Here is a 26,608-nt window from a genome sequence, read left to right as displayed (position 1 = left end):
CGCGCCGCGTTCAACTGCTCGACGCACGTGCCTCATGGCTGCATTCGGGCTTGCCGCGGGCCCGTTGGCCCTCGCCGCTATGCCGTCGTTGCCGGATCTGATCGACCGCTGCCGCCCCTCGGTGGTTTTGGTTGGCACGTTTGGCTTGCTCGACAGTCCGCGATTTGGTTTCCGGGGCACTGGCTTTGCCGTGTCGGACGGTCGCCATGTGTTGACGAATGCGCATGTCATCTCGGAAGAGTCCGCGTCACGCCAAGACCGCCGTGTTGCGGTTCAGGTGCTGGATACCGATCGGCAATGGCGGCTTCGCGCGGCAACGCTGGTTGTCTCAGACGAGGTGCACGACCTCGCGGTGCTGCGGATCGAAGGTGCCGCCTTGCCCCCGTTGACGCTCTCCTTGCAGGGCCTGGCGCGGGAAGGGTCAGACATTGCGTTGATGGGTTTTCCGATTGGCGGGGCACTCGGTTTTTCGCATGTCACGCATCGTGGCATCGTGGCCGCCCAAACCTCGATCGCCTTGCCCGCTCCCGATGCCAAGCTGCTCAAGGAGCGAGCGGTACGCCAGATGCGGCAAGGCGATTTCAAGATCCTGCAGTTGGATATCACCGCCTATCCCGGCAATAGCGGCGGGCCGGTGTTCGACCTGCAGTCCGGCGAGGTCGTTGGCGTGGTCAGCATGGTGCTGGTCAAAGGCACCAAGGAATCGGCCTTGAGCTCGCCATCCGGTATCAGCTATGCGATCCCCATCGAGCATGCCTTGAGCTTGCTGGCCAAACTGGATTGACGGTCTGGGCTACTTGGTGGATGGCGTGCCGCGCAAGCACCGAGCCAGCATAAAAAAGCCCCGCATGCGCGGGGCTTTTTGTCGATTGGCAGCCCGGCTACGCCGGGCCAGTCATCAACTTAGGCGGCCTTGCGGCGGCGGGCCGTCAGACCCAGGCCGGCCAGGGCCAGGCCAACCAGACCCAGCGTTGCCGGCTCGGGGATGGCGCGAGCCTCGATCGTTGCCGACCAGGTGTTGTTGTCCAGCGCGCCGTCGTCACCCGTGAACGGGATACCGTCCGGGCCCAACAGAGCCGCTTGCATGGCAGCGATGGTGGTGTTGGTGTACTGGGCGCTGAAAATGCCGGTCCACTGGGTCTTGTCATCGGTGGCGTCGCACACGCTGTCGCCGCCGGTGTCGCAAGCGATGCCGTTCATCGAGATCGTGGCGCTGACGTTGTCACCCAGTTGAGTCAGGAAGTAGGGCGCGCCAGCGATGTTGCCGGCTGCCAGCCAGCGCACGTCAAACGACCAGCCGGGCTGCGCAGCGAACTTCAGGAAGTCGGTGGTCAGACCAAAACCGATGGGCACATTGTTCGCATCGGGAATCGGGAAGCTGCTCATGTCCTGCACTTCACCGGTAGTCAAGCCGGCCATTGCGCCTGCAGCGAACGAGCCAGAGTTGCCGCCGCCGGAGGTAAAAAACGTGCCATAAGTCTTGACGACGTTGGGCGGCGGGTTGATCGAAGGATTCCAGTCGATGTTGCCGACGGTCACCTTCACGAAACCGAAGCTGAAGTTGGCCGAGCCGACGATGGGGGTAGCGCTGGCGGCGGTAGCGCCAACGACGGCCGCTGCGGCGACCAGAGCCTTGATGGTGGTAGAGAGCTTGCTCACTGAGATTCTCCTAGTTTGATTGCCTGTATCTGCGGGGAACTTCCCCCTCTCGGACGTCATTCAATAAGCAGGGATCGTGCCAAGATTCGGAGGCTTGTGGTGAATTCCTTGTGAATCAAAGACTTATGCTGATTTTTGGCTGCGCACTTGACCTGAACGGGAGGGGCGGATTGGGTGGCTGTAAAGTTTCTCGACATCTCTTTGCGCCAACGGTGCATTTGGAATGCGTGATTCCTTGCGAACTTTGGTTACTCTTGCGCGGGTGAGAAATCTGGAATGGGGCTCTTAATGGCCAGTCAAGCTGCAGAGGGTGTTGTTGAAGGCGGGCGGCCGGCGTTGCTCGACGTGCTGAGGCCGACGTCAACCGACGAGGTGCAGCGCATGGTGATTGCCGCGCGTGATGCTAGGCAGGCGATTTATCCAGTTTCGACAGGGTTGAACTGGGGTTATGGCGGCGCGGACCCGGTACGCCCGGGGGCTCGGTTGATGGACTTGTCCGGCATGCGAGCCATACGGGAAAAAATCACGCCGCTAAACCCTGTGGCCGTGATTGAACCCGGTGTGACGCAGGCTGACCTCCACCAGCATCTTCAGCGGCATTGCCCGAGCCTGATGTTCAATGTCACTGGGTCGGCTGCCGCAACCAGCATCATAGGAAACGCATTGGATCGAGGTGTTGGTTATTTGGGGCCGCGCCGGGAGGATTTGTTTGGGCTGGAGGTCGTTACCGGTGCTGGGCAATTGATACATACCGGCTTTCGCCGGTTGGGCGTTGATTCGCCCTTGCGTCATTGCCACCCTTATGGTTTGGGGCCCATGCTGGACGGCCTGTTCTTCCAGAGTAATTTTGGCGTGGTAACGAGTGCCTGCTTCAAACTGTTGCCAAGACCGCCGCGGCAGGTTGCCGTGTCCTTGGCCTTGCGTTCGCAGGAGCGTCTTGGGGAGTTTGTTGACGTATTGGCTGCGCTCAAGCGCGAGCGGCTGATGGACTCGGTCACGCATATCGGCAACAAGGCGCGCACACAGGCCAGCTTGCAGTACGGCATGAACAGCTATCTGCAGACAGAATGCGGGCTCAGCGGCCGGCAGTTGGAGCTCGCCGTGCAGCGCGCGACCGCGCGCGTGGCTCCCCATGAATGGACCAGCCTGGGAGGGGTGGCTGGTACCGCGCGGCAGGTGGATGCTGCGTTGGCCGAGGTCCGCGCGCGCGTGGGCGGCTTGGCTCGGATGACCACGGTGGATGATCGCAAGCTTGCGCTTGGGCATGCCGTGCTGCATGCGTTGCGCTTTCTCCCTTGGGCGCGGGCCAACGCAGCGGCCATTGCTGCTATCAAGCCGCTACACGGCCTGGCTGCCGGTATCCCGACAGATGCGGCGGTCGACAATTTGCTCTGGAAGTTCGGACGTACCGATCTGTCGGCACAACAGCTCGCGCAGTCAAGCAGCGGCGTACTGTTCATCAGCCCTGCATTGCCCATGGACGGTAAATTTGTGGCGATGTTCGTCAAGAAAATGATCGAAACCGCCCGAGAGCACCAGCACACGCTGTATCTGACGCTCAATATCGAAATGGCGAATACCTTGGTTGCCGTGTCGAATTTGCTGTTTGATCGCTCGGATCCGGTCGCCGTGGCCTCAGCGCAGCGTTGCGCGGACGCCCTGTATGGGCTGATCCGGGAGCACCGGCTTGAGGTCTATCGCGCCCGTACAGACATGATGGCCAGCATCACGGAGGTGTCGGCGGAGTACTGGGAGACCGTGCGTGAGCTGAAGCGCGTGCTTGACCCCATGGGGATTATTTCCCCTGGCCGATACGGCACTTCTTGAGCGTCTGTTGTGTGCCGCCAGGTGTTTGCTGCGCCGACCGGCGTGGTGTGGGTGCGGAACGTCGCGCGGTGCGGGCTCGCGAGCACGTCCAGGCGGCGGGTTTCACTGCTTCGCAGATCTGTGCACTTCTGCGCGCTCTCATTTTTCCACCCCCTGAACAGCGGATATGGAAGGGTCGATAGGCTGTGGCATGATCCAGCGATCAAAGCCTAGCCGGCCGGTGGATCATCTGTGGCCGCGCGAATGGTCATAAGTTAAACGAGAGGAATTGCCTTGAATACCAGAATCGTTTCTGTCTTGCGCGTGCTGGGGGCGTTGCTTGTGCCTGCTTCGATGGCTTTGTTGGCTGGGTGCGCCAGCTCGGGCAATCTCCCGCCGGCGCCTTCTTCTGCGTCCATGCAGGATTACAGCTATGTGGTCGGCGCGGGCGACAGCCTCAACATAATTGTTTGGCGAAATCCTGAGCTGTCGATGGCGGTGCCGGTTCGCCCTGACGGCAAGATTGCAACGCCACTGATCGACGAGTTGCCGGTCCAGGGCAAGGATTCCGTGCAGATCGCGCGTGAAATCGAGAAGCAGCTTGGGAAATATGTGCGCGACCCGGTGGTGACGGTGGTGGTGACGGGCTTCGTCGGGCCGTACAGCGAGCAGATTCGCGTGGTCGGTGAAGCCGCCAAGCCGCAATTTCTACCCTACAAGCAAAAGATGACGCTGCTGGACGTGATGATTGCGGTGGGCGGCCTGACGGATTTTGCGGCTGGCAACGATGCGTCCATTCTGCGCACGGCTGAAGGTAACAAGCAGTACTCGGTGCGCCTCAAGGACCTGATCAAGCGCGGCGACGTGTCGGCCAATGTCGAGATGCGGCCCGGTGATATCTTGATCGTGCCGCAGAGCATTTTCTGATTTTGCGGGTCTAGCGATAGGCCGCATATTTTATTTGCGCCGGATTCCTGCTACTTCACTCTGGACTGCTTGCATGAGCGTTCAGAGCCGAGGGTGCTTGGGGTGTCTGGTCCTTAGTCCTAACCAAATGTTGCTCCGATGGACTTGTTGATAGCCCAGATATTCTCCATTGCGAAGCGGATGTGGAAATTCCGTTGGTATGGCGTGGTGGTGGCTTGGCTGGTGGGTGTAATTTCCGCGGTTGCCGTGCTGTTGATGCCGGATCGCTTCGAAGCCAGCGCGCGCATTTACGTCGACACGCAATCCATCCTGAAGCCGCTGATGTCCGGGCTGACCGTGCAGCCTAACGTCGAGCAGCAGGTGGTGATGTTGAGTCGCACCCTGATCAGCCGGCCAAATGTCGAGAAGCTGGTCCGGATGGCTGACCTGGATCTCAAGAGCCAGTCAAAGTCCGAGCAGGAGGCCACGATCGACCGGGTTACCAAGGCCTTGTCGATTCAGAGTACGGCGCGGGATAACCTCTACACCTTGGCATATCGCGACAAGGATCCCGAGACCGCCAAGCGCGTGGTGCAGTCTTTTGTCTCGATCTTTGTCGAGTCCAGCCTGGGTGCGAGTCGCAAAGACACCGCCACCGCCGCAACCTTCATCAACGAGCAAATCAAGAATTACGAGGCCAAGCTGGAAGAGGCGGAAGGGCGCCTGAAGGCCTTCCGTTTGCGCAATATCGAACTCACGGCGTCGGATGGCAAGGACTCTGCGTCGCGGCTCGCGGAGATGGCCGCGCAACTTGATCGTGCCCGGCTTGAGTTGCGCGAGGCCGAGAACGCCCGCGACGCCGCCGAGCAGCAACTCGACGGTGCTGGTACACGCGGCGGAGGTGCCGCCATGCCCAACCTGCTTCCGGACTCATCTGTCGGGAACATCGCCACGCCCGAAATCGACGGTCGCATCGACGCACAGAAGCGCAATCTGGACGGTTTGCTACAGCGCTACACGGATGAACATCCTGATGTGGTCGGTGTCAGAAAGCTGATCAAGGATCTGGAGGAGCAGAAGCGCAAGGAAGTCGCGGAGTTGCGCAAGGCCGCGCAGGCCGCGCCGGCGCAGCCTGGCGCCGGGAATACGGCGCAGCAGGAAATCATGCGCATGCTTGCCGCCAGCAAGGTTCAGGTTGCCTCGCTGCGTGCTCGTGTGCAGGAATATTCGTCCCGGTATGGCGCAGCCTTGAATGCGATGAAGACATCGCCCCAGCTTGAGGCCGAGGCGGCGCAGCTGAACCGTGATTACGCCATTCACAAGAAGAACTACGAAGATCTGGTTGCCCGGCGTGAGTCGGCAGCGATATCCGGAGAGCTGGATGTGGCCAGCGGTGTTGCGGACTTCCGTCTGATCGATCCGCCGCGTGCCTCCGACAAGCCGGTTGCCCCGAATCGCATATTGCTGCTTGCGGGCGCGATGTTGATCTCCTTGGCTGCCGGCGTATTCACGACCTTTGTGGCTTGCCAGTTGCGGCCCGTATTCCTTGACGCGGCGGAGCTGCGCAATCGGACCGAATTGCCGATCCTGGGCGTGGTTTCAGCATTGGTGAATCCTTCCGAACGTCGTCGCGACAAGGTGGACCTGATCCGTTTCTGCGTTGCTGCGCTCGGCTTGGTCGGCGCCTACGCGGCAGGGATGACGGCGATGGCTATTTTGCTCGCCAAGCATGTGGGGTAATTGAAATGAGTAGCTTGATTGAACAAGCCGCGCAGCGTCTTGAACAACTGCGTCAGGCTGGTGCAGATGTGGCTGCGCCGGCCAATGTTTCGCCCCCCGTCGCAGCCGCGCCCGCTGCCACGCGCGCGCCGGGTAGCGGTGACTCTCTGGCGCAGTCGCGCCGTGTGGATCTTGATCTGGATGCGCTGCTGGCGCAGGGGCTGCTGACGCCGAATGCGCCGCGGTCGATGCTGGCCGACCAGTATCGTGTGATCAAGCGGCCGCTCATCAAGAATGCGATGGGCAAGGGCGCCGAGACCATCAATCATGCCAATCTGATCATGGTCACCAGCGCCTTGCCGGGCGAAGGCAAGAGCTTCACATCGCTCAATCTCGCCATGAGCATCGCGGCTGAGATGGACAACACCGTGATGCTGGTTGACGCCGATGTGGCGCGGCCGTCGGTGTTGCGCATGTTGGGGTTGCCGCCCGGTCCGGGATTGCTCGACATCTTGGAGGAGCGCGCCACCATTTCTGACGTGCTGCTGCGAACGAATATCGACAAGCTCACCGTGCTGCCGAGTGGCACCCCGCACCCGCGGGCCACGGAGTTGCTGGCCAGCGATGCAATGACGGTGCTGCTGAACGACATGGCCGAGCGTTATTCGGACCGCGTCATTATTTTTGATTCGCCGCCCTTGCTGCTCACCACGGAATCGCGCGTGCTGGCCTCCCACATGGGACAGATCGTGGTCGTGGTGCATGCCGACAAGACCTTGCAAAGCGCTGTGCAGCAGGCGCTGGCGACGATCGAGTCCTGCCCGCTCAAGCTGATGATATTGAATCAGGCGCGCGGCAGCGCAGCCAGTGGCTACGGCTACGGCTATGGCTACGGCTATGGATATGGCTACACCAGTGATGACCATGCCAAAGTGGCCTGAAGCGGCCCCTGCGTTTTTGTCACTCGGTCTGGTGCTTTGCTGCGCTGGCGCGGAGGCCCAGTCTGGCACGCCGGACGAAGCGCGTACCGGGCTGAGCATCGTCCCCAAGCTGTCCTTGTCCCAGATGGTGACGGACAATTTGCGCGTTGATGATCGCAACAAGGACGCTGCGCTTGCGACCACGCTGGCCCCGGGGATCAGCTTGTCGCTGCAGTCCCCGCGTGCGCGCGTGCTGCTGGACTACAGCCTCAATGCCATGCTGTACGCCAAGTCCGAGCAAAAGCGTCGTACCAGCAATTCGCTGAATGCCAACGCAAACATCGAGTTGCTTGAGAACTGGTTGAGCCTGGAGGCTCGTGCCCTGGTTGGGCAGCAGGCCATTTCAGCATTCGGGACCGTGACCAGCAGCGATGCGCTGGTGAACGAGAACCAGACCGAACTGCGTTCGCTTACCGTGAGTCCGGTGATGCGTGGTCGCGTGTCCAGCTTGGCCACATACGAACTGCGTGGCACGGCCACGGAAACCCGTGCCAAAGGCACAGCGGCTGGCGATACCAGCGGCCGGGGAGCGTCACTGCGGGTTGAAAGCCTGGATGGCGCACAGCGGCGTTTCAGTTGGTATGTGAACGCGCTGACGCAACGCAACGAATCCAGCGCCAGCCTGGGCAGCGGTGGCGTGCGCGACACCAGCACGTCGAGCGCGCTGGCTGGTCTGCGTTGGCGCCCCGACGTTGACTGGGTGCTCGGCGGATTTGCCGGCGGCGAGCGCAGCAACCTTGCTGCCGTCAAGCAGACCGCGGGCGCAACCTATGGCATTGACGGCAGCTGGACGCCTACGCCACGCACCGTGGCGCAGGCAAGCTGGCAGCACCACTCGTATGGTGACAGCCATAGCCTGAGCCTTGAACACCGGATGTCGCGCACTGCCCTGCGGCTGAGCGATTCCGCCACGGCGGTTGCGCCGGGTGCCAACGGTGCCGCTGGACGTCTCACCAATTACGACTTGCTGTTCCTGCAGTTCGCTAGCGCGGAGCCGGATCCGGTCAAGCGGGACCTGTTTGTCCGCGCGTTCCTACAGGCCAATGGGCTCGCGGCAGACGCCGTCACGACCACGGGTTTCATCAGTGCGGGCGCCACGCGTTTGCGGCGCCAAGAGGCGTCGATGTCCTGGACCGGTATCCGCGCCACGCTGACGGGTTCGATCAACCAGAGCCAGACGCGTCGTCTGGGCCCGCAGGATTCAGGCGTTGTTGATGATCTGTCCGGTAGCGGCGTGGTCAAACAGCTCGGCTTGGCCGGGAACCTGTCTTATCGCTTGACCGCTGACTCGTCTGCCTCACTGAGCGGCAGCTACCAGCGCACGCGCGGCGATCTGGGTACGCAGTCGACCAGCATGAAATCAATACTCGCCGGCTGGAATGCGCGCTTGGGGCGTCGCACCACTGGCATGGTCAATCTGCGCCACACGCAGTTTGCAAGCTCCATCAAACCCTACCGGGAGAACGCCGTGATCGTCACCCTGGTCCAGCAGTTCTAGAGCATGTATGAAGCGTTCTACGGGCTGAGCAGCAAGCCCTTTCAGCTCAGTCCTGACCCGAGTTTCTATTTCGGCAGCAAGCAGCACCGGCGCGCCAAAGCCTATTTGGACTATGGCGTGCTGCGCAGCGACGGCTTCATCGTCATCACTGGCGAGATCGGTGCGGGCAAGACCACCCTGTTGCGCGGCCTGCTCGACAGCCTGAATCGCAGCAATGTGGTGATTGGCAACGTCGTCACCACGCAACTCGATGCGGAAGACACCTTGCGCATGGTTGGGGCAGCCTTCGGTGTGCGCGTCAAGGAGCTGTCGAAGTCGGAGCTTCTGATGGCACTGGAGGCGTTCCTGGTGGGCCAGGTCGCACAAGGAAAGCGCTGCCTGCTGATCGTGGACGAGGCGCAAAACCTGACCCCGCGCGCCGTGGAAGAGTTGCGCATGCTGTCGAACTTTCAGTTCGGCAATCAGTCGTTGCTGCAGACCTTTCTGGTCGGTCAGCCTGAGTTCCGACAGATCCTGCAAAGCCCGGAAATGGAGCAGTTCCGTCAACGCGTGGCGGCCACCTGCCATATCGGACCGCTGGCGGAAGACGAGACCCAGCGCTATATCGAGCATCGGCTGAAATGTGCTGGCAGCACGGGCAAGCCGAGTTTCGATCCTGAGACCTTTGCCGCCATCCACAACGCGGCGCAGGGCATTCCCCGCCGCATCAACTCGCTGTGCGACCGTTTGCTGCTGCTCGGCTTCATGGCCGGGCGCACCCATTTGTCGGTGGCGGACGTCGAAGAAGTGCTGGACGACGTGGCCAAGGAGAGCGAGTTGCCCGCGTCGATGGTGGCGCAGGGCGCTCGGCATGCGCTGGCCGCGTTGCCCGATGAAGGCGTCAGCATCGACGTGAACCGCTTCTCGCACGAGCCCGGCGCTCTCGACGGCATTGCCACGGACTTCGGCCATCTCGGCGAACATCAGGTGGCGGAACGGCTGCAGCGACTGGAATCCAGTCTGATGCGCCTGGAGCGCATCAATTTGCAGACGCTGACCCTGCTGCAGAAGTTTGTCGAGGCGGTGCGTAGCAATCCCGCCAACTCCAGCGAAAGCAAGTCATGAGCGGCGTGCGCAATGCCATGACGATTGATGTCGAGGACTATTTCCAGGTCTCGGCCTTCGCGCCCTACATCGCGCGCAGCGATTGGGATCAGCGCGAATGCCGCGTCGAGCGCAACGTCGACCGCATCCTCGCCCTGCTGGACGCCCAGGGTGTCAAGGCCACGTTTTTCACGCTCGGGTGGATCGCAGAGCGCTATCCGGCGTTGGTGCGACGCATCGTCGATGCGGGGCACGAATTGGCCTCACATGGCTACGGCCACGAGCGTGCTAGCGACCTGTCCGCCGAGTCGTTCCGGCAGGACGTGGTGCGTGCCAAGCAATTGCTCGAAGACATTGGCGGACGGCCCGTGCTGGGTTACCGCGCGCCGAGCTTCTCCATCGGCACCGGCAATCTCTGGGCCTTCGACGTGTTGCAGGACGCGGGCTATCGCTACAGCTCCAGCGTCTACCCGATTCAGCATGATCACTACGGCATGCCCGATTCCCCGCGCTTCGCCTACGCGGTGCGAGACGGTCTGCTGGAGGTGCCGGTGACGACCCTGCGCATGCTCGGACGCAATCTTCCTTCCAGCGGCGGTGGCTACTTCCGCCTGCTGCCCTATGGCTTGTCGCGCTGGATGTTGCGACGTGTGAATGCCGCGGATGGCCAAAGTGCCGTCTTCTACTTTCATCCCTGGGAAATCGACGCCGAGCAGCCGCGAGTGGCCGGTATCGATGCCAAGACCCGTTTCCGCCATTACGTGAACATCGATCGCACCTTCGACCGCATTGCCCAACTCCTGGGTGACTTCAGCTGGGGGCGCATGGACGAGATATTCCTGCCCGCTGTGCCTGCGGTCGCGGAGGCCTCCTGATGGCGGCCGACTTGGCGGTTCAGCGCCTGCGCGTTGACGACGCCGTGACCGCACGGCGCTGGGACGAGTTCGTCATGGGCTGCCCGGACGCGAGCTTTTTTCATCGTGCCGGTTGGCAACAGGTGATCCAGCAGGCCTTCGGCCATGCCTGCTTCTTTCTCTATGTCGAGCGTGCCGGTCGCATCGAAGGGGTACTGCCCCTGGCACAAGTGAAGAGCCTGCTGTTCGGTCATGCACTGGTGGGCTTGCCGTTCGGTGTCTACGGCGGCGTGGCCGCCGTGAACGACGAGGCGGCGCAAGTGCTGGAGCGCGAAGCGCAGCAAATCGCACAGCGACTGGGCGCGGCGCATCTTGAGTTGCGCCATGTGCGTCAGCGCCATGCTGATTGGCCGCAACAAGATCTCTACGTCACCTTCCGCAAGGAGATATTGCCGGAGGAGGAAGCCAATATGCTGGCCATCCCGCGCAAGCAGCGTGCGATGGTGCGCAAGGGCATCAAGAACGGGTTGCAGAGCCAGCTGGACGCGGGCGTGGAGCGCTTCTTCGCGCTCTACGCCGACAACGTCCATCGCCATGGCACGCCGGCCATGCCGAAGCGCTATTTCCAGCTCTTGCGTGACGTGTTCGGAGCCGACTGCGAGGTGCTGACCGTCACCGCTGCCGATGGCCGGCCACTCAGCTCGGTGTTGAGCTTCTACTTCCGCGACGAAGTGCTGCCGTATTACGCCGGCGATGACGAAAGCGCACGCGACCTGGCCGCCAACGACTTCAAGTACTGGGAGTTGATGCGTCGTGCCTGCGCGCGCGGGCTCAAGGTATTCGACTACGGGCGCAGCAAGCAGGGTACCGGCTCCTATGCCTTCAAGAAGAATTGGGGCTTCGAGCCTACGCCGCTGCATTACGAGTACTGCCTCTACAAGCGCGAGGCGGTGCCGCAGAACAATCCGTCCAATGCCAAGTACCAATTGCTGATCAGGGCCTGGCGTCGGCTGCCCATCGGTGTGGCCAACTGGCTCGGACCATTCCTGGTGAAGAATCTTGGCTGAACACAGCAGCATGACCATGCAGACGTCGGGGCTCGCCGCCGGCAAGGACTTGCGCGACGCCTGGAGGCGCCACGGTGTCGTGCTCACGCTTCTTTGGCTGGGGCTGTTCCTGGGATACCGAGATACCGCCTTGGGCATGCAGGCAATCTGGGAGCGCTCGGAGACCTTTGCCCATGCCTATCTGGTGCTTCCTATCTCGTGCTGGCTGGTATGGCGGCAACGGGCTGCGTTGGCCTTCATAAGGCCGACCGGCTGGTGGCCCGCCTTGCTGGGTCTGGGCGCTGGCGGCCTGCTTTGGCTGCTGGGCGAACTCGGTGCATTCAATGCACTGACGCAGTATGCGTTTGTGATCATGCTGGTGTCCGCCGTGCTTGCCGCGCTCGGGCCGGCAGTGGGGTGGGCGATTGCCTTCCCGTTGGCGTTTCTGTTCTTTGCGGTGCCGGCGGGCGAGGTGGCGATGCCGCAGCTGATGACCTGGACCGCCGATTTCACCGTGGCGGCTTTGCGTTTGTCCGGGCTGCCCGTCTACCGCGAAGGGCTGAATTTCGTCATTCCGAGCGGGAACTGGTCGGTGGTCGAAGCCTGCAGTGGCGTGCGCTACCTCATCGCTTCGGTGATGGTTGGCACTTTGTTTGCCTACCTCAACTACCGCAGCCTGCGTCGCCGCCTGCTGTTTGTGCTGGTCGCATTGCTGTTGCCGGTGTTGGCGAACTGGGTGCGTGCCTATCTGATCGTGATGCTGGGGCATCTCTCCGGCAATGAACTGGCCACGGGCGCGGACCATCTGATCTATGGCTGGGTGTTCTTCGGCGTCGTCATGTTCGCCATGTTCATGATTGGCGCGCGCTGGTCGGAGCCGGAGTTGCCCGCCTTGCCGCAGGCTGCGAGGGCGGCCGCGGCTCTGGCGGGCAGCGCTTCCCGGATTTGGTGGGTGGCGGCGCTGAGCGCTGCCCTGATCGCCGCGGCGCCCCTATGGCTGCGTGCGCAGGAGCGCGGGCTGCCCGTCGTCCACCTGCAAACACCGACCGCAGATGGGCCGGCTTGGGAGACGCACAAGCTCGACGCCAGCGAGTGGAGCCCGACGGACCCCGGGGCCGACGGGCGCCTGCATCTCCGGTACAGCCGTGAGCAGCGGGACGTGGGCCTTTACATGGCCTTCTATGCGAGCCAGCGTGCCGAGCACAAGCTGATCAGCTCGGTCAATACCCTGGTGCGGTCGGAAGATCCGCAGTGGACATTGGAGCAACGGCAGTTGGTGCCGCTGCGCGCAGCTGCCAGTGACTTGCAGGCCCTGCGCGCCGACGTGGCACCACGCCTGCAGGGGCATGGGCGCGGCAATGCTGAGAGCATGGTGCTTCTGCAGCTCTACTGGGTGAACGGTGCCTGGACCGCAGAAGCGCGCCGCGCGCAATGGTGGCTGGTGCGTGATCGCCTGCTCGGCCGATCCGATCTGGGTGCCACGGTGGTGGTCTACGCGCGCAGTGCCGAGGGCCAGCGTGACGTCACGCAACAGCAGTTGAATGCCTTCCTCGTACAGCATCTGCCTGCGCTGGAACGCAGTCTCGGCCGCGCCGTCGAAGGCCGGCCATGAGCACAGCGGCTGCTGATGCGCGCCCGCTGGTGCTGCACGTGGTGTTCCGCTTCGACACCGGCGGTCTGGAGAACGGCGTCGTCAAGCTCATCGATCAGCTTCCGGCGGATCGTTACCGGCATGCGGTGCTGGCGCTTACCGAGGTCACCAGCTTTCGCGAGCGCGTGCAACGCAAGGATGTCGAGTTCATCGCCCTGCATAAGAAGCCAGGTCATGGCTTCTGGCTTTACCCCGAGCTGTACCGCGTTTTCAAGCGCCTCAGGCCGATGATTGTGCATACGCGCAATCTGGCCGCGCTGGAGGCGGTGGTGCCAGCCTGGGCGGCCGGCGTGCCGATCCGTGTGCACGGCGAGCATGGCCGCGATCTCGGTGACCTGGACGGCAGCAACCGGGGTCAGCAAAGGCTGCGCCGGCTCTACAGCCCCTTCGTGCATCGCTATATCGCGCTCTCGCGCGACCTCGCCGATTACCTGTCCGCGCGCGTCGGTATCCGGGGCGAGCGCATCGCCCAGGTCTACAACGGCGTGGAAATCGAGCGCTTTGCGCGCCCGGCCGGCCGTGCGGCGATACCGGCTTGCCCTTTTGGTGCTGCGGGCGAATTCATCGTCGGCAGCGTGGGTCGCATGCAGGGCGTGAAAGACCCGCTCAACCTGGCCCGCGCCTTTGTGCTGGCGCTGCAGCAGCGTCCCGAGCTGCGTGCGCGTCTGCGCCTGGTGATGGTGGGGGGCGGCCCCTTGCTGGAGCCGGCGCGTGCGCTGCTGCAGGACGCCGGTGTGGCCGAACTCAGCTATCTTCCGGGCGAGCGCAGCGACGTTGCTGAGGTCATGCGAGGGCTGGATTGCTTTGTGCTCCCCTCCTTGGCGGAAGGCATCTCCAACACCATACTGGAAGCCATGGCGAGTTCGCTGCCGGTCATCGCGACCGCCGTGGGTGGCAATGCAGAGCTGGTGCTGGATGGCCAGACCGGCAGCCTGGTGCCGTCCGGCAACGCACAAGCCCTTGCCGATGCCATGCTGCGACTGGCCGATGATGCGGAGCTGGCGGCCCGGCAGGGCCGGGCTGGGCGCACGCGCGTCGAGCAGCAGTTCAGCATGAAGGCCATGCTGCAGGGCTATCAGCAGGTCTACGACAGCGAACTGCAGCGTCGCGCCAGACCCAAGGCGCTTCAACTCACCTAGAGAACATCATGTGCGGAATCACTGGCATCTTTGATACCCAATCGGCGCGGGCCATCGATCCCCGGCAGCTGCAGCGCATGAACGAGTCGCAGCACCATCGCGGCCCGGACGAGGGCAGCGTGCACATCGAGCCCGGCGTGGGCTTCGGTCACCGGCGCCTGTCCATCATCGACGTGGCCACCGGCCAGCAGCCGCTCTTCAACGAAGACGGCACCGTGGTGGTGGTCTTCAACGGCGAGATCTACAACTTTCAGAGCCTCATTCCCGAGTTGCAGGCCCTGGGTCATGTATTCCACACGCGTAGCGACACCGAGGTGATCGTGCATGCCTGGGAGGCATGGGGCCCCGACTGCGTGAAGCGCTTCCGTGGCATGTTTGCGTTCGCGCTCTGGGACCGCAATCAGCAGACCTTCTTCATGGCGCGTGATCGCCTGGCCGTCAAGCCCATGCATTACGCGCTGCTGGACGACGGTACGCTGCTGTTCGGCTCCGAGCTGAAGTCCCTGCTGGCCCATGGGGGCATGAAGCGTGAGATCGATCCGCTGGCCGTGGAAGAGTACTTCGCCTTCGGCTATGTGGCCGAGCCGCGCTGCATCTTCAAGCAGGCGCGCAAGCTCGAACCTGGCCACAGCCTGTGCATACGGCGGGGGCAACCAATCCCGGCGCCACAGCGCTACTGGGATGTGCGCTTCACCCTGGATCGCCAGATCAGCGTGGAAGACGCCTGCGACGAGCTGCGCGCCAAGCTGGAGGAGTCGGTACGGCTGCGCATGATTTCGGAAGTGCCGCTGGGCGCCTTCCTCTCGGGCGGCGTGGATTCCAGCGCGGTGGTGGCCACCATGGCGGGCCTGTCGGAGGAACCCGTCAACACCTGTTCGATCGCCTTTGACGATCCGGCCTTCAACGAGTCCGAGTTTGCTCAGCTGGTGGCCGATCGCTACCGGACCCACCACTCGGTGGAGACCGTGGTCAGCGATGACTTCGACCTCATCGACACGCTGGCGCGCCTGTACGACGAGCCCTATGCCGACAGCTCGGCCATCCCGACTTACCGCGTCTGCCAGCTGGCACGCAAGCATGTGACGGTGGCGCTTTCGGGCGATGGCGGCGACGAATCCTTCGGCGGCTATCGCCGCTACCGCATGCACCTGATGGAGGAGCGCATGCGCGGGGCCTTGCCGGCGGCGCTGCGCCGCCCGGTGTTTGGGCTGCTGGGTCGCGTCTATCCCAAGGCGGATTGGGCGCCGCGCGTGTTTCGCGCCAAGACCACCTTCGAGGGCATGGCGCGCACCTCGGTGCAGGCCTACTGCCATTCGGTCTCCATCCTGCGCGAGCCCATGCGCGCGGAACTGTTCAGTGCGCAGTTCAAGGCCAGCCTGGGCGGCTACACGGCGCAGGACGTGTTTGATCGCCATGCCGCCAACGCCGATACCGAGGATCCGCTGGCGCTGATCCAGTACCTGGACATGAAGACCTATCTGGTCGGCGATATCAACACCAAGGTGGACCGGGCCAGCATGGCGCATTCGCTCGAGGTGCGCGAGCCGCTGATGGACCATGAGCTGATCGAGTGGCTGGCGCGTCTGCCCTCGGACCTCAAGGTGCGCGGCCAGGAGGGCAAGTTCCTGCTCAAGAAAGCCATGGAGCCCAAGCTGCCCGACGCGGTTCTGTACCGCCCGAAGATGGGTTTTGCCGTGCCGCTGGCGCGCTGGTTCCGTGGCCCGCTGAAGCAGCGCGTGCGTGAGGCCGTGTTGGGCCCGCGGCTGGCTGCCACCGGCTGGTTCAATCCCGCCTACCTGCAACATCTGGTGGACGCACATCAGGCCGGCACGCGCGACTACAGCGCGCCGCTGTGGACCCTGCTGATGTTCGAGGCCTTCCTGCGCAATGTGGTGGATGGCGGCCAGGCCCAACTCCAGCCGCTGGAAAGCGCGGTGGCCCACGCATGAGCCTGAAGATACTGCACCTGCTGGACCATTCGCTGCCCCTGCACAGCGGCTACAGTTTCCGAACCCTGGCCATCCTGCGCGAGCAGCATGCGCTGGGTTGGCAGACCTTGCACCTCACCACGCCCAAGCAGGGTGCGGGCGAGCAGTTGGAAGAAGAGGCCAGCGGTCTGCGTTTTCTGCGCACGCCCAGCCCGGCAGGCGTCGGGCTGATTCAGCAGATGCGGCTCACCGCGCAGCGCCTGCGCGAGGTCTGCGAACGCGAGCAGCCCGATCTGGTCCATGCCCATTCGCCGGTACTGAATGCGCTGCCGGCGCTGTGGGTGCGGCGCGGCCTGAACATCCCGGTGGTCTACGAGATGCGCGCCTCCTGGGAGGACGCGGCGGTGGACCATGGCAGCACCAAAGAGGGCAGCCTGCGCTACCAGGTCTCGCGCGCGCTGGAGAGCTTTGCGCTCAAGCGGGCCGACCAGGTCACCACCATTTGCGAGGGGCTGCGCGGTGACATCGCGGTGCGTGGCGTGTCCGCCGAGCGCATCACGGTGATTCCGAATGCGGTGGATGCGCAGCTGTTCCAGTTCGGCGTCGAGCCCGATGCGGCCCTGCGCAGTCGGCTGGGGCTGGACGGCGCCACCGTGCTCGGTTTTGCCGGCTCCTTCTACGGCTATGAAGGGCTGCATCTGCTGCTCGACGCGGTGGCAGGCATGCATGCCCGCCACGCCAAGTTGCGCGTGCTGCTGGTGGGCGGCGGGCCGCAGGAAGAGGCCTTGCGGGCCCAGGTGCAGCGCCTGGGCTTGCAGGAGCTGGTGATCTTCACCGGCCGCGTGCCGCATGCCGAGGTGCAGCGCTATTACGAGCTCATCGATGTGCTCGCCTATCCGCGTCTGCCGATACGCCTGACCGAGCTGGTCACGCCGCTGAAGCCGCTGGAGGCGATGGCCCAGGGCCGCATGTTCGTGGCCTCCGATGTCGGCGGCCATCGCGAGCTGATACGCGATGGCGAGACCGGTTTTCTGTTCCGCGCCGGCGATGTGTCCGCGCTCGAGCAGGCGCTGGAGAAGGTGCTGGCGCAGCGCGAGCAATGGCCGCGCATCCGCCAGCAGGCGCGCCATTTCGTCGAGAAGGAGCGCACCTGGGCCTCCAGTGTGGCGCGCTACCGCGAGGTCTACCGGCGCGCCCTGGCCGCACGTGGCCACGATGTTCAACCCGTTCTGAGCTGAGGCCCGACCAAGGTGTGTGGAATCCACGGACTCTATCGATTTGACGGCCGTCCGGTCGAGCCGGCCTGGCTCACCGCAATGGGCAATGTCACCCAGCATCGCGGGCCGGACGATGAGGGCCAGCATATCCATGGCGCCTGCGGCATCGCGATGCGGCGCCTGTCCATCATCGACCTGGCCGGCGGCCATCAGCCGCTGTCCAACCACGACGACAGCCTCTGGCTGGTCTGCAACGGCGAGATCTACAACTACCGCGAGCTGCGCAGCGAACTGCAAGCCAAGGGCTATCAGTTCAAGACCGGCTCCGACAGCGAGGTGCTGCTGCACCTCTACGATGCCGAGGGCGATGCCTTTGTGCACCGCCTCAACGGCATGTTCGACTTCGCGCTTTGGGACGCACGTCGCGAGCGCCTGCTGATCGGCCGCGACCGCATCGGCGTGAAGCCGCTCTATGTGCTGCAGGACGCGCAGCAGCTGGCCTTCGCCACCGAGGCCAAAGCCTTGCTGGCACTGCCGGGCGTGCGCGCCGAGCTGGACACCGCGGTGCTGCCCAGCTATCTGCAGCTCGGCTATGTGGCCGCGCCGGCCAGCATGTTCAAGGGCATACGCAAGCTGCCGCCGGCCACACTGCTGAGCGTGGAGCGCGGTCAGGTCAAGCAGTGGTGCTACTGGCAGCTTTCGCCGCAGATGCATACCGGCCGCAGCGAGGCCGACTGGATCGCGCAGGTGCGTGCCGGCCTGGAGCGCTCGGTGCGCATGCAGATGGTCAGCGATGTGCCCATTGGCGCCTTCCTCTCCGGTGGCGTGGACTCCAGCGCGGTGGTGGCCTATATGGCGCGCCAGACCAGCGAGCCGATACGCACCTATGCGATCGGTTTCGAGGGTGGCGAGGCCGAGGCGCTCTACAACGAGCTGCCCTATGCGCGCCAGGTGGCCCAGCTCTTTGGCACGCGGCATCGCGAGATCGTGGTCAAACCCGACGTGGTGGACCTGCTGCCTCAGCTGCTCTGGCATATGGACGAGCCGGTAGCCGACACCGCCTTCATCACCACCTATCTGGTCTCGCAGTTCGCCCGCCAGGATGTCAAGGTGATTCTCTCGGGCGTGGGCGGCGACGAGCTATTCGGCGGCTACCGTCGCTATCTGGGCGGGCATTACGCGCGCAAGCTGCAAGTGCTGCCGGGCTGGCTGCGCGGCCTGCTGGCCGGTGCCGCGCGCAAGCTGCCGGCCGATCGGCACTCCGGCCTGCTCAACACCCTGCGCCTGGCCAAGGGCTTTCTCGCCTCGGCCGAGATGGATGCCGACGCACGCTACCAGAGCTATCTGCAGGTGCTGAGCCAGGACCTGATCGCGCGCCTGTTGCTCAAGCCCGGTGCCGCCTACGATCCGCTCTCCGCCGCCTTCGCACAGGCCGGGCACGAGGACGAGCTCAACCGCATGTTGGCGGTGGACATGCAGACCCAGCTGCCGGACGACCTGTTGATGCTCACCGACAAGATGAGCATGGCGGTCTCGCTGGAATGCCGCGTGCCGCTGCTGGACCATGAACTGCTGGAGCTGGCGGCGTCCATGCCGGCCGCCATCAAGGTCAAGGGCGGGGTGCTCAAGCACGTGATGAAGAGTGCGTTGTCCGATCTGCTGCCGCAGGACATCCTGCATCGCAAGAAGCGCGGCTTCGGTACCCCCATGGGCGCCTGGCTGAAGAAGGAGCTGGCGCCGCTGCTGCGCCGCCTGCTCAGCCCCGAGGTGGTGGGTGCGCGCGGCCTGTTCGTGCCGACGGTAGTCAGCGGCCTGATCGCCGACCACGAGGCCAACCGCATCGACGGCACCGACGCCCTGCTGGCGCTGATGAATCTGGAAATCTGGAGCCGCATCTACCTGGACGGTCGCACGGCCGCCGATGTGGCGCATGAACTGAAGAGCTATCTGGCCGCATGAACATCCTCTACCTCTGTCACCGCTTCCCGTTTCCGCCCAAGCGCGGCGGCAAGATTCGGCCCTTCAACATGATCCGTCACCTGACGGCCCAGGGCCATCAGGTGACGGTGTGCTCGCTGAGCCGCTCGGATGCCGAAACCGCCGAAGGCCAGGGGCTGGAGAAGCACTGCAAGGCCTTCGAGCTGGCACGCGTGCACAACCCGGTGCAGGCACTGCGCATGGTGGCGCGGTTGCCGCTGCTCACGCCCTCGTCGATGGGCTTCTTCTACTCGCGCGATCTGCAGCGCCGGGTGGATCGGCTGCTCGCCGCGCAGCAGTGGGATCTGATCTTCGTGCACTGCTCATCGGTGGCGCAGTATGTGGAGGACGTCAAGGGCATCCCCAAGATTCTCGACTTCGGCGACATGGACTCGCAGAAATGGCTGGAGTATGCGAACTACAAGCCCTTTCCGCTCTCGCTGGGCTATACGCTGGAAGGCCACAAGATGTTGCGTGCCGAGAAGCTGCTGGCGCGCAAGTTCGATCTCTGTAGCGCCACCACGCGCGCCGAGTGGGAGACCTTGAACTCCTACGGCACCGGGGCCGCCAGCGACTGGTTCCCCAATGGCGTCGACGCCGAGGCCTTCAGCCCGAATGTTGATGGAGAGGGCACGGTCTACGATCCCGACACGATCAGCTTCATCGGGCGCATGGACTACTACCCCAACCAGGAGTGCATGGCGCGCTTCTGCGCCGAGACCTGGCCCCTTATCAAGGCGCAGCGCCCGCAGATGAAGCTCACCATCGTCGGCGCCGATCCTTCGCCGGCGATGCGCAAGCTCGGTGACATCGACGGCGTGACGGTCACGGGATCGGTGCCGCAGGTGCAGCCCTATGTGCGCAAGTCGGCGCTGATGGTGGCGCCGCTGGCGATTGCGCGCGGCACGCAGAACAAAATCCTGGAGGCCATGGCCATGGGCGTGCCGGTGGTGACCAGCTCGGTCGCAGCCGGGGGGGTGGACGCCGAAGCGGGTGCGCATCTGCTGGTGGCGGATACGGCGCAGGACTGCGCCGCCGCGGTCTTGCGCATCTGCGGTGACCCAGCCGAGCGGCAGCGCCTTGCCGAAGCGGGCAGGGCACGCATGCTGAGCCACCACGCCTGGCCGCGCTCGATGGAGCGGCTGGACGGCATCATCGACAGGCTGCTCGCGGGTCGGGGCGCGACCGCCTGAGTCGCCGCCGCTTCACGCGGCGGGTGGCTTGCCGTTCAGCAGAAAGCTCAGTACGCGTGAGCGGCGTATCAGCAGCAGGTGAGCTGCGAGGCCGGCTGCCGTGGTTGCCACGCTCACGACCAGGAACTTCGCCCACGGCCACCAAGGCAGGCCCATCAGCAGCATGCCCAGGGCGATGACCAGGATGTGGTGCAAGAGGTAGACCGAGTAGGCCGAGTCGCTCACAAGGCGTGTGAATGCCGTGCTGCGATCAAAGAAACGGTAGAACCCGCCCAGCGCGGATGCCACGCTCAGCCAGATGCCGAACAGTTGGAGCAGGCGGGCCGGTTCGGCCAATGAGCCAGGGGCGCTGCGGGTCCAGTGCGCCGCCAGCATCGCGATGGCAATGCCGAGCGGCAGCCACAGCGGCGAGACCGAGGCGAGTCGCTGCAGCAGATCGCGGCGGCCGTGCATGTACGCGCCCACCAGAAAATAGGGGAAGTAGTTTGCCAATTCGAACAGCGTGAACAGCCCGAGAACGGGCTGATAGGCGAGCCCGCTGAGCCGCACGCACAACTCGAGCGCGTACCCGAACAGTGCGCAGGCGGCCAACGCGATGGCTAGTGTGCTGAGACCGCCGCGGCCCGCTGCATCACCAGCGCGGAGCTGCAGAGCGCGCAGCGCCGGGGCCAGCGCGCAAAGCAGGAGCGTGAACGCTGCCAGGTCGATCAGGAACCACAGGTGGTGGGCCTGCAGTCGCACGTCGGCCCAGGCGAGTGGCTGGCCCTTGTAGCTTGCTAGCAGCAGATCCTGCGCGACATTCAGGGTGGAGGCCACCACGATCAGCGGCACCAGCAGCCGTGTCGCGCGCGCCAGCAGCAGGGCGGCCGGTCCCCTGCGCAGCAATGTCATGGCGGTGAAATAGCCGGAAATCCAGAAGAACGCCGGCATCCGGAAGACGTGGATGGCCCTGGCCAGCCAGGTGAAAAAGTAGGCGTTGGCGCTGGCGTCCGCGAGCAGCCAGGTCGAGCCCGGTCGGTAGATGTTGGCAGTGTGCAGCAAGATGCCCAGCATCATCAGAATGCCGCGTGCAGCGTCCAGGCCGTGATCTCTGCGGGCTGCCGTCATAGGCGGTCGCTCGCGGCTGGCGCGGGGATCCCCAGCGTTTGCAGGCCGGATCTGATGCGCTGGTGCAGCAGCTCGTACCCGGCTGGGGACAGGTGAATCTCATCCTCGGCCTGGAGAGGACCACGGCGCGCGGGGGATGAGGCCTCAACCGGGTTGGGCGTGAAGCTGCAGCGCGCTCGCTGCCTGCACGCCGCCTCGAGCGCGAGGTTGCTCTGCGCCAGCAAGTGGTTGAGTCTGCCCTGGCAATGGTGCTCCTGCGCGACCGGCCCTACACCCTGCAAGCCCACGAGCAGCAGGCTCGGCGTGGAGGGCAGGGCTGCGAGTCCCGTCGACCAATCCGCTTCGGTCAATGCCTTGCAGTCCTTGAGCACGTCGTTGAACCCCAAGTTGATCACGAGGGCCTTGGCGTCCGACAACACATGCGCCGCAAACAAGCGCCGGCTGAACTCTGCCAGCGTGCCTCCTCCTGCGGACAGATTCAAGGCCTGAGGCAGCACCCGCCGGACATCCATGCCCGCAAAGGTGCTGCTGCCCAAGAACACCACGCTTGCCGGTGCGCTGTTGCGCTCAAGCCGCTCGAGTTGGCCCACGGCCTGTGCCAAGCACGATGGCCCATGATCTCGTTCGCTTGGCCCGATCGCCCATTGCATGGCACCCGCGATGGCCGCGCCCGCCAATACCAGACCGCAGTCTCTCGCCCATGTTCGAGTCACCATCCAAGCCTGCCAGATGCCATACATGCCCCAGGAACAGCCCAATTGTGCAGAAGCCTGGGAAGTATCGTTCGTATGCATGGACGGGGCTTGCGCCAGGCGCCGTGGAAGTGTTGCGTGTTGCCGCTTTGCAGCGTTTACATAGGACAAAAGCGATCAAAACTTCGCGCGGTTGCCCCATGCGCATCGGCTACAGTGGCAGCTCCGCTCGGCAGGCCGAGCCGGGCGCCGCCGCCATGCCGCAAGGCAACTCCGGCTGCGCCGCTGGCCACTGCATGGACAGGCAATAGACAAAGAACAGGTACCGAATGAAGATCAGTATTTTTGGCTTGGGCTATGTGGGGGCGGTGTCCCTGGCATGTTTGTCGCGCGATGGCCATGAGGTCATCGGCGTGGATATCGAACAGGCCAAGTTGGACCTGATCAAGGCCGGCAAGACGCCCGTGGTGGAAGAGGGCATGGTCGAGTTGATGGAGCGCGTGGCCACCAGCGGGCTGGTGAGCGTCACCACCGACGCCAAGCAGGCGGTGCTGGGCAGCGAGATCTCGCTGATCTGCGTGGGCACGCCTTCGGCCGCCAATGGCAGCCAGGACCAGGGCGCGGTGCTGCGCCTGGCCGCCGAGATCGGCGCGGCGCTCAAGCTCAAGAGCGAGCCCCATGTGGTGGTGTTCCGCTCCACCCTGGTGCCCGGCACGGTGGAAGACGTGTTGCGACCCATCATCGAGCAGCATTCGGGCAAGCAGGACGGCAAGGATTTCTACCTCTGTTTCCAGCCCGAGTTCCTGCGCGAGGGGTCGTCTATCCGCGACTACGACAAGCCGCCGTTCACCATCGTCGGTGCCAATCACGCGTATGCGGCCGAGCGCCTGCAGGCGCTGTTCGGCCATCTGCCCTGCAAGTTCCTCAAGACCTCGGTGCGTGCCGCTGAGATGATGAAGTACTGCTGCAACAACTTCCACGCGCTCAAGATCACCTTTGCCAACGAGACCGCGCGCCTGTGCGGAGCCTTGGGCGTCGATGCCTTCGAGGTGATGGACCTGGTGTGCCAGGACACCCAGCTGAACATCTCCAAGGCCTATCTGAAGCCGGGCTTCGCGTTTGGCGGCTCCTGCCTGCCCAAGGATCTGCGCGCCACTACCTACCTGGCCAAGACGCATGACCTGGAACTGCCCATGCTTGCCGGCATCCTGCCGTCGAACCGCCAGCACCTAGACATGGCGTTGGACAAATTGCTGGCCCTGGGCAAGCGCAAGATTGGCTTCGTTGGGCTGTCCTTCAAGACTGGCACCGATGACTTGCGTGAAAGCCCGTTGGTGACCCTGGCCGAGCAGCTCATCGGCAAGGGCATGCAGCTCTCGATCTACGATCCCGAGGTGCATCTGGCCAGCCTGCTGGGCGCGAACCGCAGCTTTGTGCAAAAGCACCTGCCGCATATCGGCGAGATGCTCAAGGGCGAACTCGCCGAGGTGGTGGCGGGTGCCGAGGTGCTGGTAATGGGGCTGGCCGGGGCCGACATCGCCGCCCAGGTGGCCGCGCTGGCACGCCCCGACCAGCATGTGCTGGACCTGGTGATGCTGCCCAACAAGAGCGAGTTCAAGGCCCAGGTGCAAGGTCTTTGCTGGTGAGCGTGCCGATGTCGGGCCAGGCGATCAACGCAGGCCGCGGCACGGGCCATGTGCTGCTGGTGGGGCCCTTGCCGCCGCCCGCTGGCGGCATGGCCAACCAGTGTGAACAACTGCTGCGCCTGCTGCGTGCCGAAGGCCTGGAGGTGCGCCATCTGCGCACCAATCCGCCCTATCAGCCGGCCTGGGTTGGGCGCATCCCGATGTTGCGTGCGGCCGTCCGACTGTTTGGCTACCTGCTCGCCGCCCGGCGTGCGCTCAGGGGCGCGCGGGTGGTGCACATCATGGCCAACAGCGGCTGGGCCTGGCATCTGTTCGTGCTGCCGGTGGCGCAGCTGGCGCTGGCGGCGCGCGTGCCGCTGATCATCAACTACCGGGGCGGTCTGGCCGATGAGTTCCTGAGCGAGGGTCCCGCGCATGTGCGGCGCCTGCTTGCACGCGCCGACCTGCGCGTCACGCCCTCGGGATTTCTGCAGCGGGTGTTCGCCAAGCATGGCCTGAGCGCGGACGTCATTCCCAACATCATCGATCTGTCGCGCTTTCAGCCGCGCATGCCGCGCGAGTTCGGCGCTGCGCCGGTGCTGCTGGTGGCGCGCAATCTTGAGCCCATCTACGACAACGCCACCGCGATCCGCGCCTTTGCGGCGCTGCGCCGGCATTTTGCGCAGGCCCGTTTGATCGTGGCCGGCGAGGGGCCCGAGCTGGCGCGCCTGCAGGCTCTGAGCGCCGAGCTCGGGCTGGCGCAGGCGGTGGAGTTTGCCGGCCGGATCGCGAACGCCGACATGCCGGCCCTCTACCAGCGTGCTGATTGCGTGCTCAATGCCAGCACGGTGGACAACATGCCCATCTCCATCCTGGAGGCCTTTGCCAGCGGCGTGCCGGTCGTCAGCACCGCCGCCGGTGGCATTCCCGATTTGGTGGAGCATGGCCGTAGCGGCCTGCTGGTGCCGATCGGCGACGCCGCGGCCATGGCGGCGGCGGCCCTCAGTGTGCTCAGCGATACCGCGCTGGCCCGGCAACTGCGCGGCGCCGGCCTGCAGGAGGCGGCCCGCTATGACTGGGCGGCCGTGCGGCCGCTCTGGCTGGGTGCCTATGAATGTCTGGCGCGGGGTGTGAGCCCCGCAGGGAGTGCCGCATGAGCCTCTACACCGGCCTTTGCGCCGAGCTGCTGTTTCCGCTGCACGAGCGCCTCAAGGGCCACGACAGCGTGGCGCGCCGGCGCCAGCTGGAGCGCAGCCAGTGGCTCGGCACAGAGGCGCTGCAGGCACTGCAGCTGGCCCGGTTGCGCAGTTTCCTGCAGGACGTGGGCGCCCATGTGCCTTACTACCGCGAGCTGTTTGCGAGCCTGGGGTTGCGGCCTGCCGAGCTGACCAGCCTGGCCGATTTGCAGCGCCTGCCGCGCCTGGACAAGCCTCTGATCCGCGCTCACCAGAAAGAGCTGGTGGCCGACGACCATGGCCCGCTGAGCCGCTACAACACCGGCGGTTCGTCGGGCGAGCCGCTGATCTTCTTCATGGGCAAGGCGCGCAAGAGCCACGACGTGGCGGCCAAGTGGCGCGCCACGCGCTGGTGGGGGGTGGACATCGGTGACCGCGAGGCGGTGGTCTGGGGCAGCCCCATCGAGCTGGGCGCGCAGGACCGCGTGCGCCGCCTTCGCGACGGGCTGATGCGCAGCCATCTGCTGCCGGCCTTCGAGATGTCCGAGCGCAATCTGGACAGCTTTGTGGCGCAGCTGCGGGCCTTACGGCCGGCCATGCTGTTCGGTTATCCATCCAGCCTGTCGGCCATCGCGGCGCATGCGCGCCGCAAGCGCATCGATATGCGCGATCTGGGCATCAAGGTGGCTTTCGTGACCTCCGAGCGCCTCTACGACGAGCAGCGCGTGCAGATCTCCGAGGCCTTCGCCTGTCCGGTGGCCAACGGCTATGGCGCCCGCGACGCCGGCTTCATCGCGCACCAATGCCCGGCTGGGAGCCTGCATATCAGTGCCGAGGACATCATCGTCGAGACGCTGTCGCCCGATGGCAGGCCGGTCGCGCCGGGCGAGATTGGCGAGATCGTCGTCACCCACATGGCGACGCGCGACTTCCCCTTCATCCGCTACCGCACCGGCGATATGGGTGTGCTGGGGCAGCGCCCCTGCGGCTGTGGCCGTTCGCTACCGGTGCTGCAGGAGGTGCATGGCCGCAGCACCGACTTCGTGGTGGCCCACGATGGCACGGTGATGCATGGCCTGGCCCTGATCTACACCGTGCGCGATCTGCCAGGGGTGGAGAAGTTTCGCATCGAGCAGCTGAGCCTGGACAAGACGCAGGTGAAGGTGATGTGCGGCGCAGGCTTCGAGCCAACGCATGTTCAGCGCATCGTGCATGATTTCCAGCGCCGCCTGGGCGCGCAGGTCGAGGTCGACGTGCAACTGGTGGATGACATCCCGGCCGAAGCGTCGGGCAAGTTCCGCTATGTGATCAGCCATGTGAAGGCCTTTGCCGCTGACGCGCAAGCGTAGCGGC

General features: G+C 64.5%; 21 protein-coding genes. 18 read left to right on the top strand and 3 right to left on the bottom strand.

Annotation, left to right across the window (positions count from 1 at the left end):
- Window positions 1-34 precede the first annotated feature (34 nt).
- Complete coding sequence (locus PFX98_RS21055) at window positions 35-784, top strand: S1C family serine protease (protein ID WP_285232440.1); 750 nt, start codon at window positions 35-37, stop codon at window positions 782-784.
- A gap of 119 nt (window positions 785-903) precedes the next feature.
- Here PFX98_RS21055 and PFX98_RS21050 read toward each other — a convergent pair whose 3' ends face one another.
- Window positions 904-1,659: a PEP-CTERM sorting domain-containing protein gene (locus PFX98_RS21050; RefSeq protein WP_285232439.1), complete on the bottom strand. Its 756-nt coding sequence runs from the start codon at window positions 1,657-1,659 to the stop codon at window positions 904-906.
- Between the two features lie 288 nt (window positions 1,660-1,947).
- Here PFX98_RS21050 and PFX98_RS21045 point away from each other — a divergent pair, with 288 nt between their 5' ends.
- From PFX98_RS21045 to PFX98_RS20980, 14 genes are all read left to right on the top strand, one after another.
- Window positions 1,948-3,486, top strand: a complete 1,539-nt coding sequence (locus PFX98_RS21045) for an FAD-binding oxidoreductase (RefSeq protein WP_285232438.1) — start codon at window positions 1,948-1,950, stop codon at window positions 3,484-3,486.
- A gap of 333 nt (window positions 3,487-3,819) precedes the next feature.
- The gene (locus PFX98_RS21040) at window positions 3,820-4,392 is read left to right on the top strand and encodes an XrtA/PEP-CTERM system exopolysaccharide export protein (RefSeq protein WP_285235662.1); all 573 of its coding nucleotides are present in this window, start codon (window positions 3,820-3,822) and stop codon (window positions 4,390-4,392) included.
- 138 nt (window positions 4,393-4,530) lie between these two features.
- Window positions 4,531-6,111 (top strand): XrtA system polysaccharide chain length determinant, encoded by a 1,581-nt coding sequence (locus tag PFX98_RS21035; protein WP_285232437.1) that lies wholly within the window; start codon window positions 4,531-4,533, stop codon window positions 6,109-6,111.
- 5 nt (window positions 6,112-6,116) lie between these two features.
- Complete coding sequence (locus PFX98_RS21030; protein ID WP_285232436.1) at window positions 6,117-7,031, top strand: XrtA-associated tyrosine autokinase; 915 nt, start codon at window positions 6,117-6,119, stop codon at window positions 7,029-7,031.
- Window positions 7,015-8,568, top strand: a complete 1,554-nt coding sequence (locus PFX98_RS21025; protein WP_285232435.1) for a TIGR03016 family PEP-CTERM system-associated outer membrane protein — start codon at window positions 7,015-7,017, stop codon at window positions 8,566-8,568. Before PFX98_RS21030 ends, PFX98_RS21025 begins: the two co-directional genes overlap by 17 nt.
- Before the next feature lie 3 nt (window positions 8,569-8,571).
- On the top strand, window positions 8,572-9,672 hold the full coding sequence (locus PFX98_RS21020; RefSeq protein ID WP_285232434.1) for an XrtA/PEP-CTERM system-associated ATPase: 1,101 nt from the start codon (window positions 8,572-8,574) through the stop codon (window positions 9,670-9,672).
- Complete coding sequence (locus tag PFX98_RS21015) at window positions 9,669-10,526, top strand: XrtA system polysaccharide deacetylase (protein ID WP_285232433.1); 858 nt, start codon at window positions 9,669-9,671, stop codon at window positions 10,524-10,526. Before PFX98_RS21020 ends, PFX98_RS21015 begins: the two co-directional genes overlap by 4 nt.
- Entirely contained in the window at window positions 10,526-11,572 is a 1,047-nt protein-coding gene (locus PFX98_RS21010) for a FemAB family XrtA/PEP-CTERM system-associated protein (protein WP_285232432.1), read from the top strand. Before PFX98_RS21015 ends, PFX98_RS21010 begins: the two co-directional genes overlap by 1 nt.
- Window positions 11,565-13,163, top strand: coding sequence for an exosortase A (xrtA, locus tag PFX98_RS21005; protein ID WP_285232431.1), 1,599 nt, complete (start codon window positions 11,565-11,567; stop codon window positions 13,161-13,163). The genes PFX98_RS21010 and xrtA overlap by 8 nt, the downstream gene beginning before the upstream one ends.
- Complete coding sequence (locus tag PFX98_RS21000; protein WP_285232430.1) at window positions 13,160-14,341, top strand: TIGR03088 family PEP-CTERM/XrtA system glycosyltransferase; 1,182 nt, start codon at window positions 13,160-13,162, stop codon at window positions 14,339-14,341. The genes xrtA and PFX98_RS21000 overlap by 4 nt, the downstream gene beginning before the upstream one ends.
- An 8-nt stretch (window positions 14,342-14,349) precedes the next feature.
- A complete protein-coding gene (locus tag PFX98_RS20995) occupies window positions 14,350-16,290 on the top strand; it encodes an XrtA/PEP-CTERM system amidotransferase (RefSeq protein WP_285232429.1) in 1,941 nt (646 codons plus the stop codon).
- Window positions 16,291-16,292: 2 nt separating this feature from the next.
- Window positions 16,293-17,507, top strand: coding sequence for a TIGR04063 family PEP-CTERM/XrtA system glycosyltransferase (locus PFX98_RS20990; RefSeq protein ID WP_285235661.1), 1,215 nt, complete (start codon window positions 16,293-16,295; stop codon window positions 17,505-17,507).
- Window positions 17,508-17,519: 12 nt separating this feature from the next.
- Window positions 17,520-19,445 (top strand): asparagine synthase (glutamine-hydrolyzing), encoded by a 1,926-nt coding sequence (gene asnB / locus PFX98_RS20985; protein WP_285232428.1) that lies wholly within the window; start codon window positions 17,520-17,522, stop codon window positions 19,443-19,445.
- Entirely contained in the window at window positions 19,442-20,656 is a 1,215-nt protein-coding gene (locus PFX98_RS20980) for a TIGR03087 family PEP-CTERM/XrtA system glycosyltransferase (RefSeq protein ID WP_285232427.1), read from the top strand. Before asnB ends, PFX98_RS20980 begins: the two co-directional genes overlap by 4 nt.
- Window positions 20,657-20,668: 12 nt before the next feature.
- Here PFX98_RS20980 and PFX98_RS20975 read toward each other — a convergent pair whose 3' ends face one another.
- Together PFX98_RS20975 and PFX98_RS20970 are read right to left on the bottom strand one after the other, a co-directional pair.
- Complete coding sequence (locus PFX98_RS20975) at window positions 20,669-21,763, bottom strand: acyltransferase family protein (protein WP_285232426.1); 1,095 nt, start codon at window positions 21,761-21,763, stop codon at window positions 20,669-20,671.
- Window positions 21,760-22,557 (bottom strand): SGNH/GDSL hydrolase family protein, encoded by a 798-nt coding sequence (locus PFX98_RS20970; RefSeq protein WP_285232425.1) that lies wholly within the window; start codon window positions 22,555-22,557, stop codon window positions 21,760-21,762. Before PFX98_RS20970 ends, PFX98_RS20975 begins: the two co-directional genes overlap by 4 nt.
- Before the next feature lie 227 nt (window positions 22,558-22,784).
- On the opposite strand from PFX98_RS20970, the gene PFX98_RS20965 reads away from it, so the two are divergent.
- From PFX98_RS20965 to PFX98_RS20955, 3 genes are read left to right on the top strand one after another with little or no spacing between them, the layout of a single operon-like run.
- Window positions 22,785-24,101 carry a nucleotide sugar dehydrogenase gene (locus PFX98_RS20965; RefSeq protein ID WP_285232424.1) on the top strand — a complete coding sequence of 439 codons (1,317 nt, stop codon included), beginning with the start codon at window positions 22,785-22,787 and terminating at the stop codon, window positions 24,099-24,101.
- A complete protein-coding gene (locus tag PFX98_RS20960) occupies window positions 24,098-25,237 on the top strand; it encodes a glycosyltransferase family 4 protein (protein ID WP_285232423.1) in 1,140 nt (379 codons plus the stop codon). The genes PFX98_RS20965 and PFX98_RS20960 overlap by 4 nt, the downstream gene beginning before the upstream one ends.
- Window positions 25,234-26,604: a phenylacetate--CoA ligase family protein gene (locus tag PFX98_RS20955; RefSeq protein ID WP_285232422.1), complete on the top strand. Its 1,371-nt coding sequence runs from the start codon at window positions 25,234-25,236 to the stop codon at window positions 26,602-26,604. Before PFX98_RS20960 ends, PFX98_RS20955 begins: the two co-directional genes overlap by 4 nt.
- The last annotated feature ends 4 nt before the right edge of the window (window positions 26,605-26,608 follow it).

This window comes from Paucibacter sediminis, assembly GCF_030254645.1.
GTDB classification, from domain to species: domain Bacteria; phylum Pseudomonadota; class Gammaproteobacteria; order Burkholderiales; family Burkholderiaceae_C; genus Paucibacter_B; species Paucibacter_B sediminis.
Note: the sequence above shows the minus strand (reverse complement) of the source record. Positions and strands in the feature narration are given on the sequence as shown.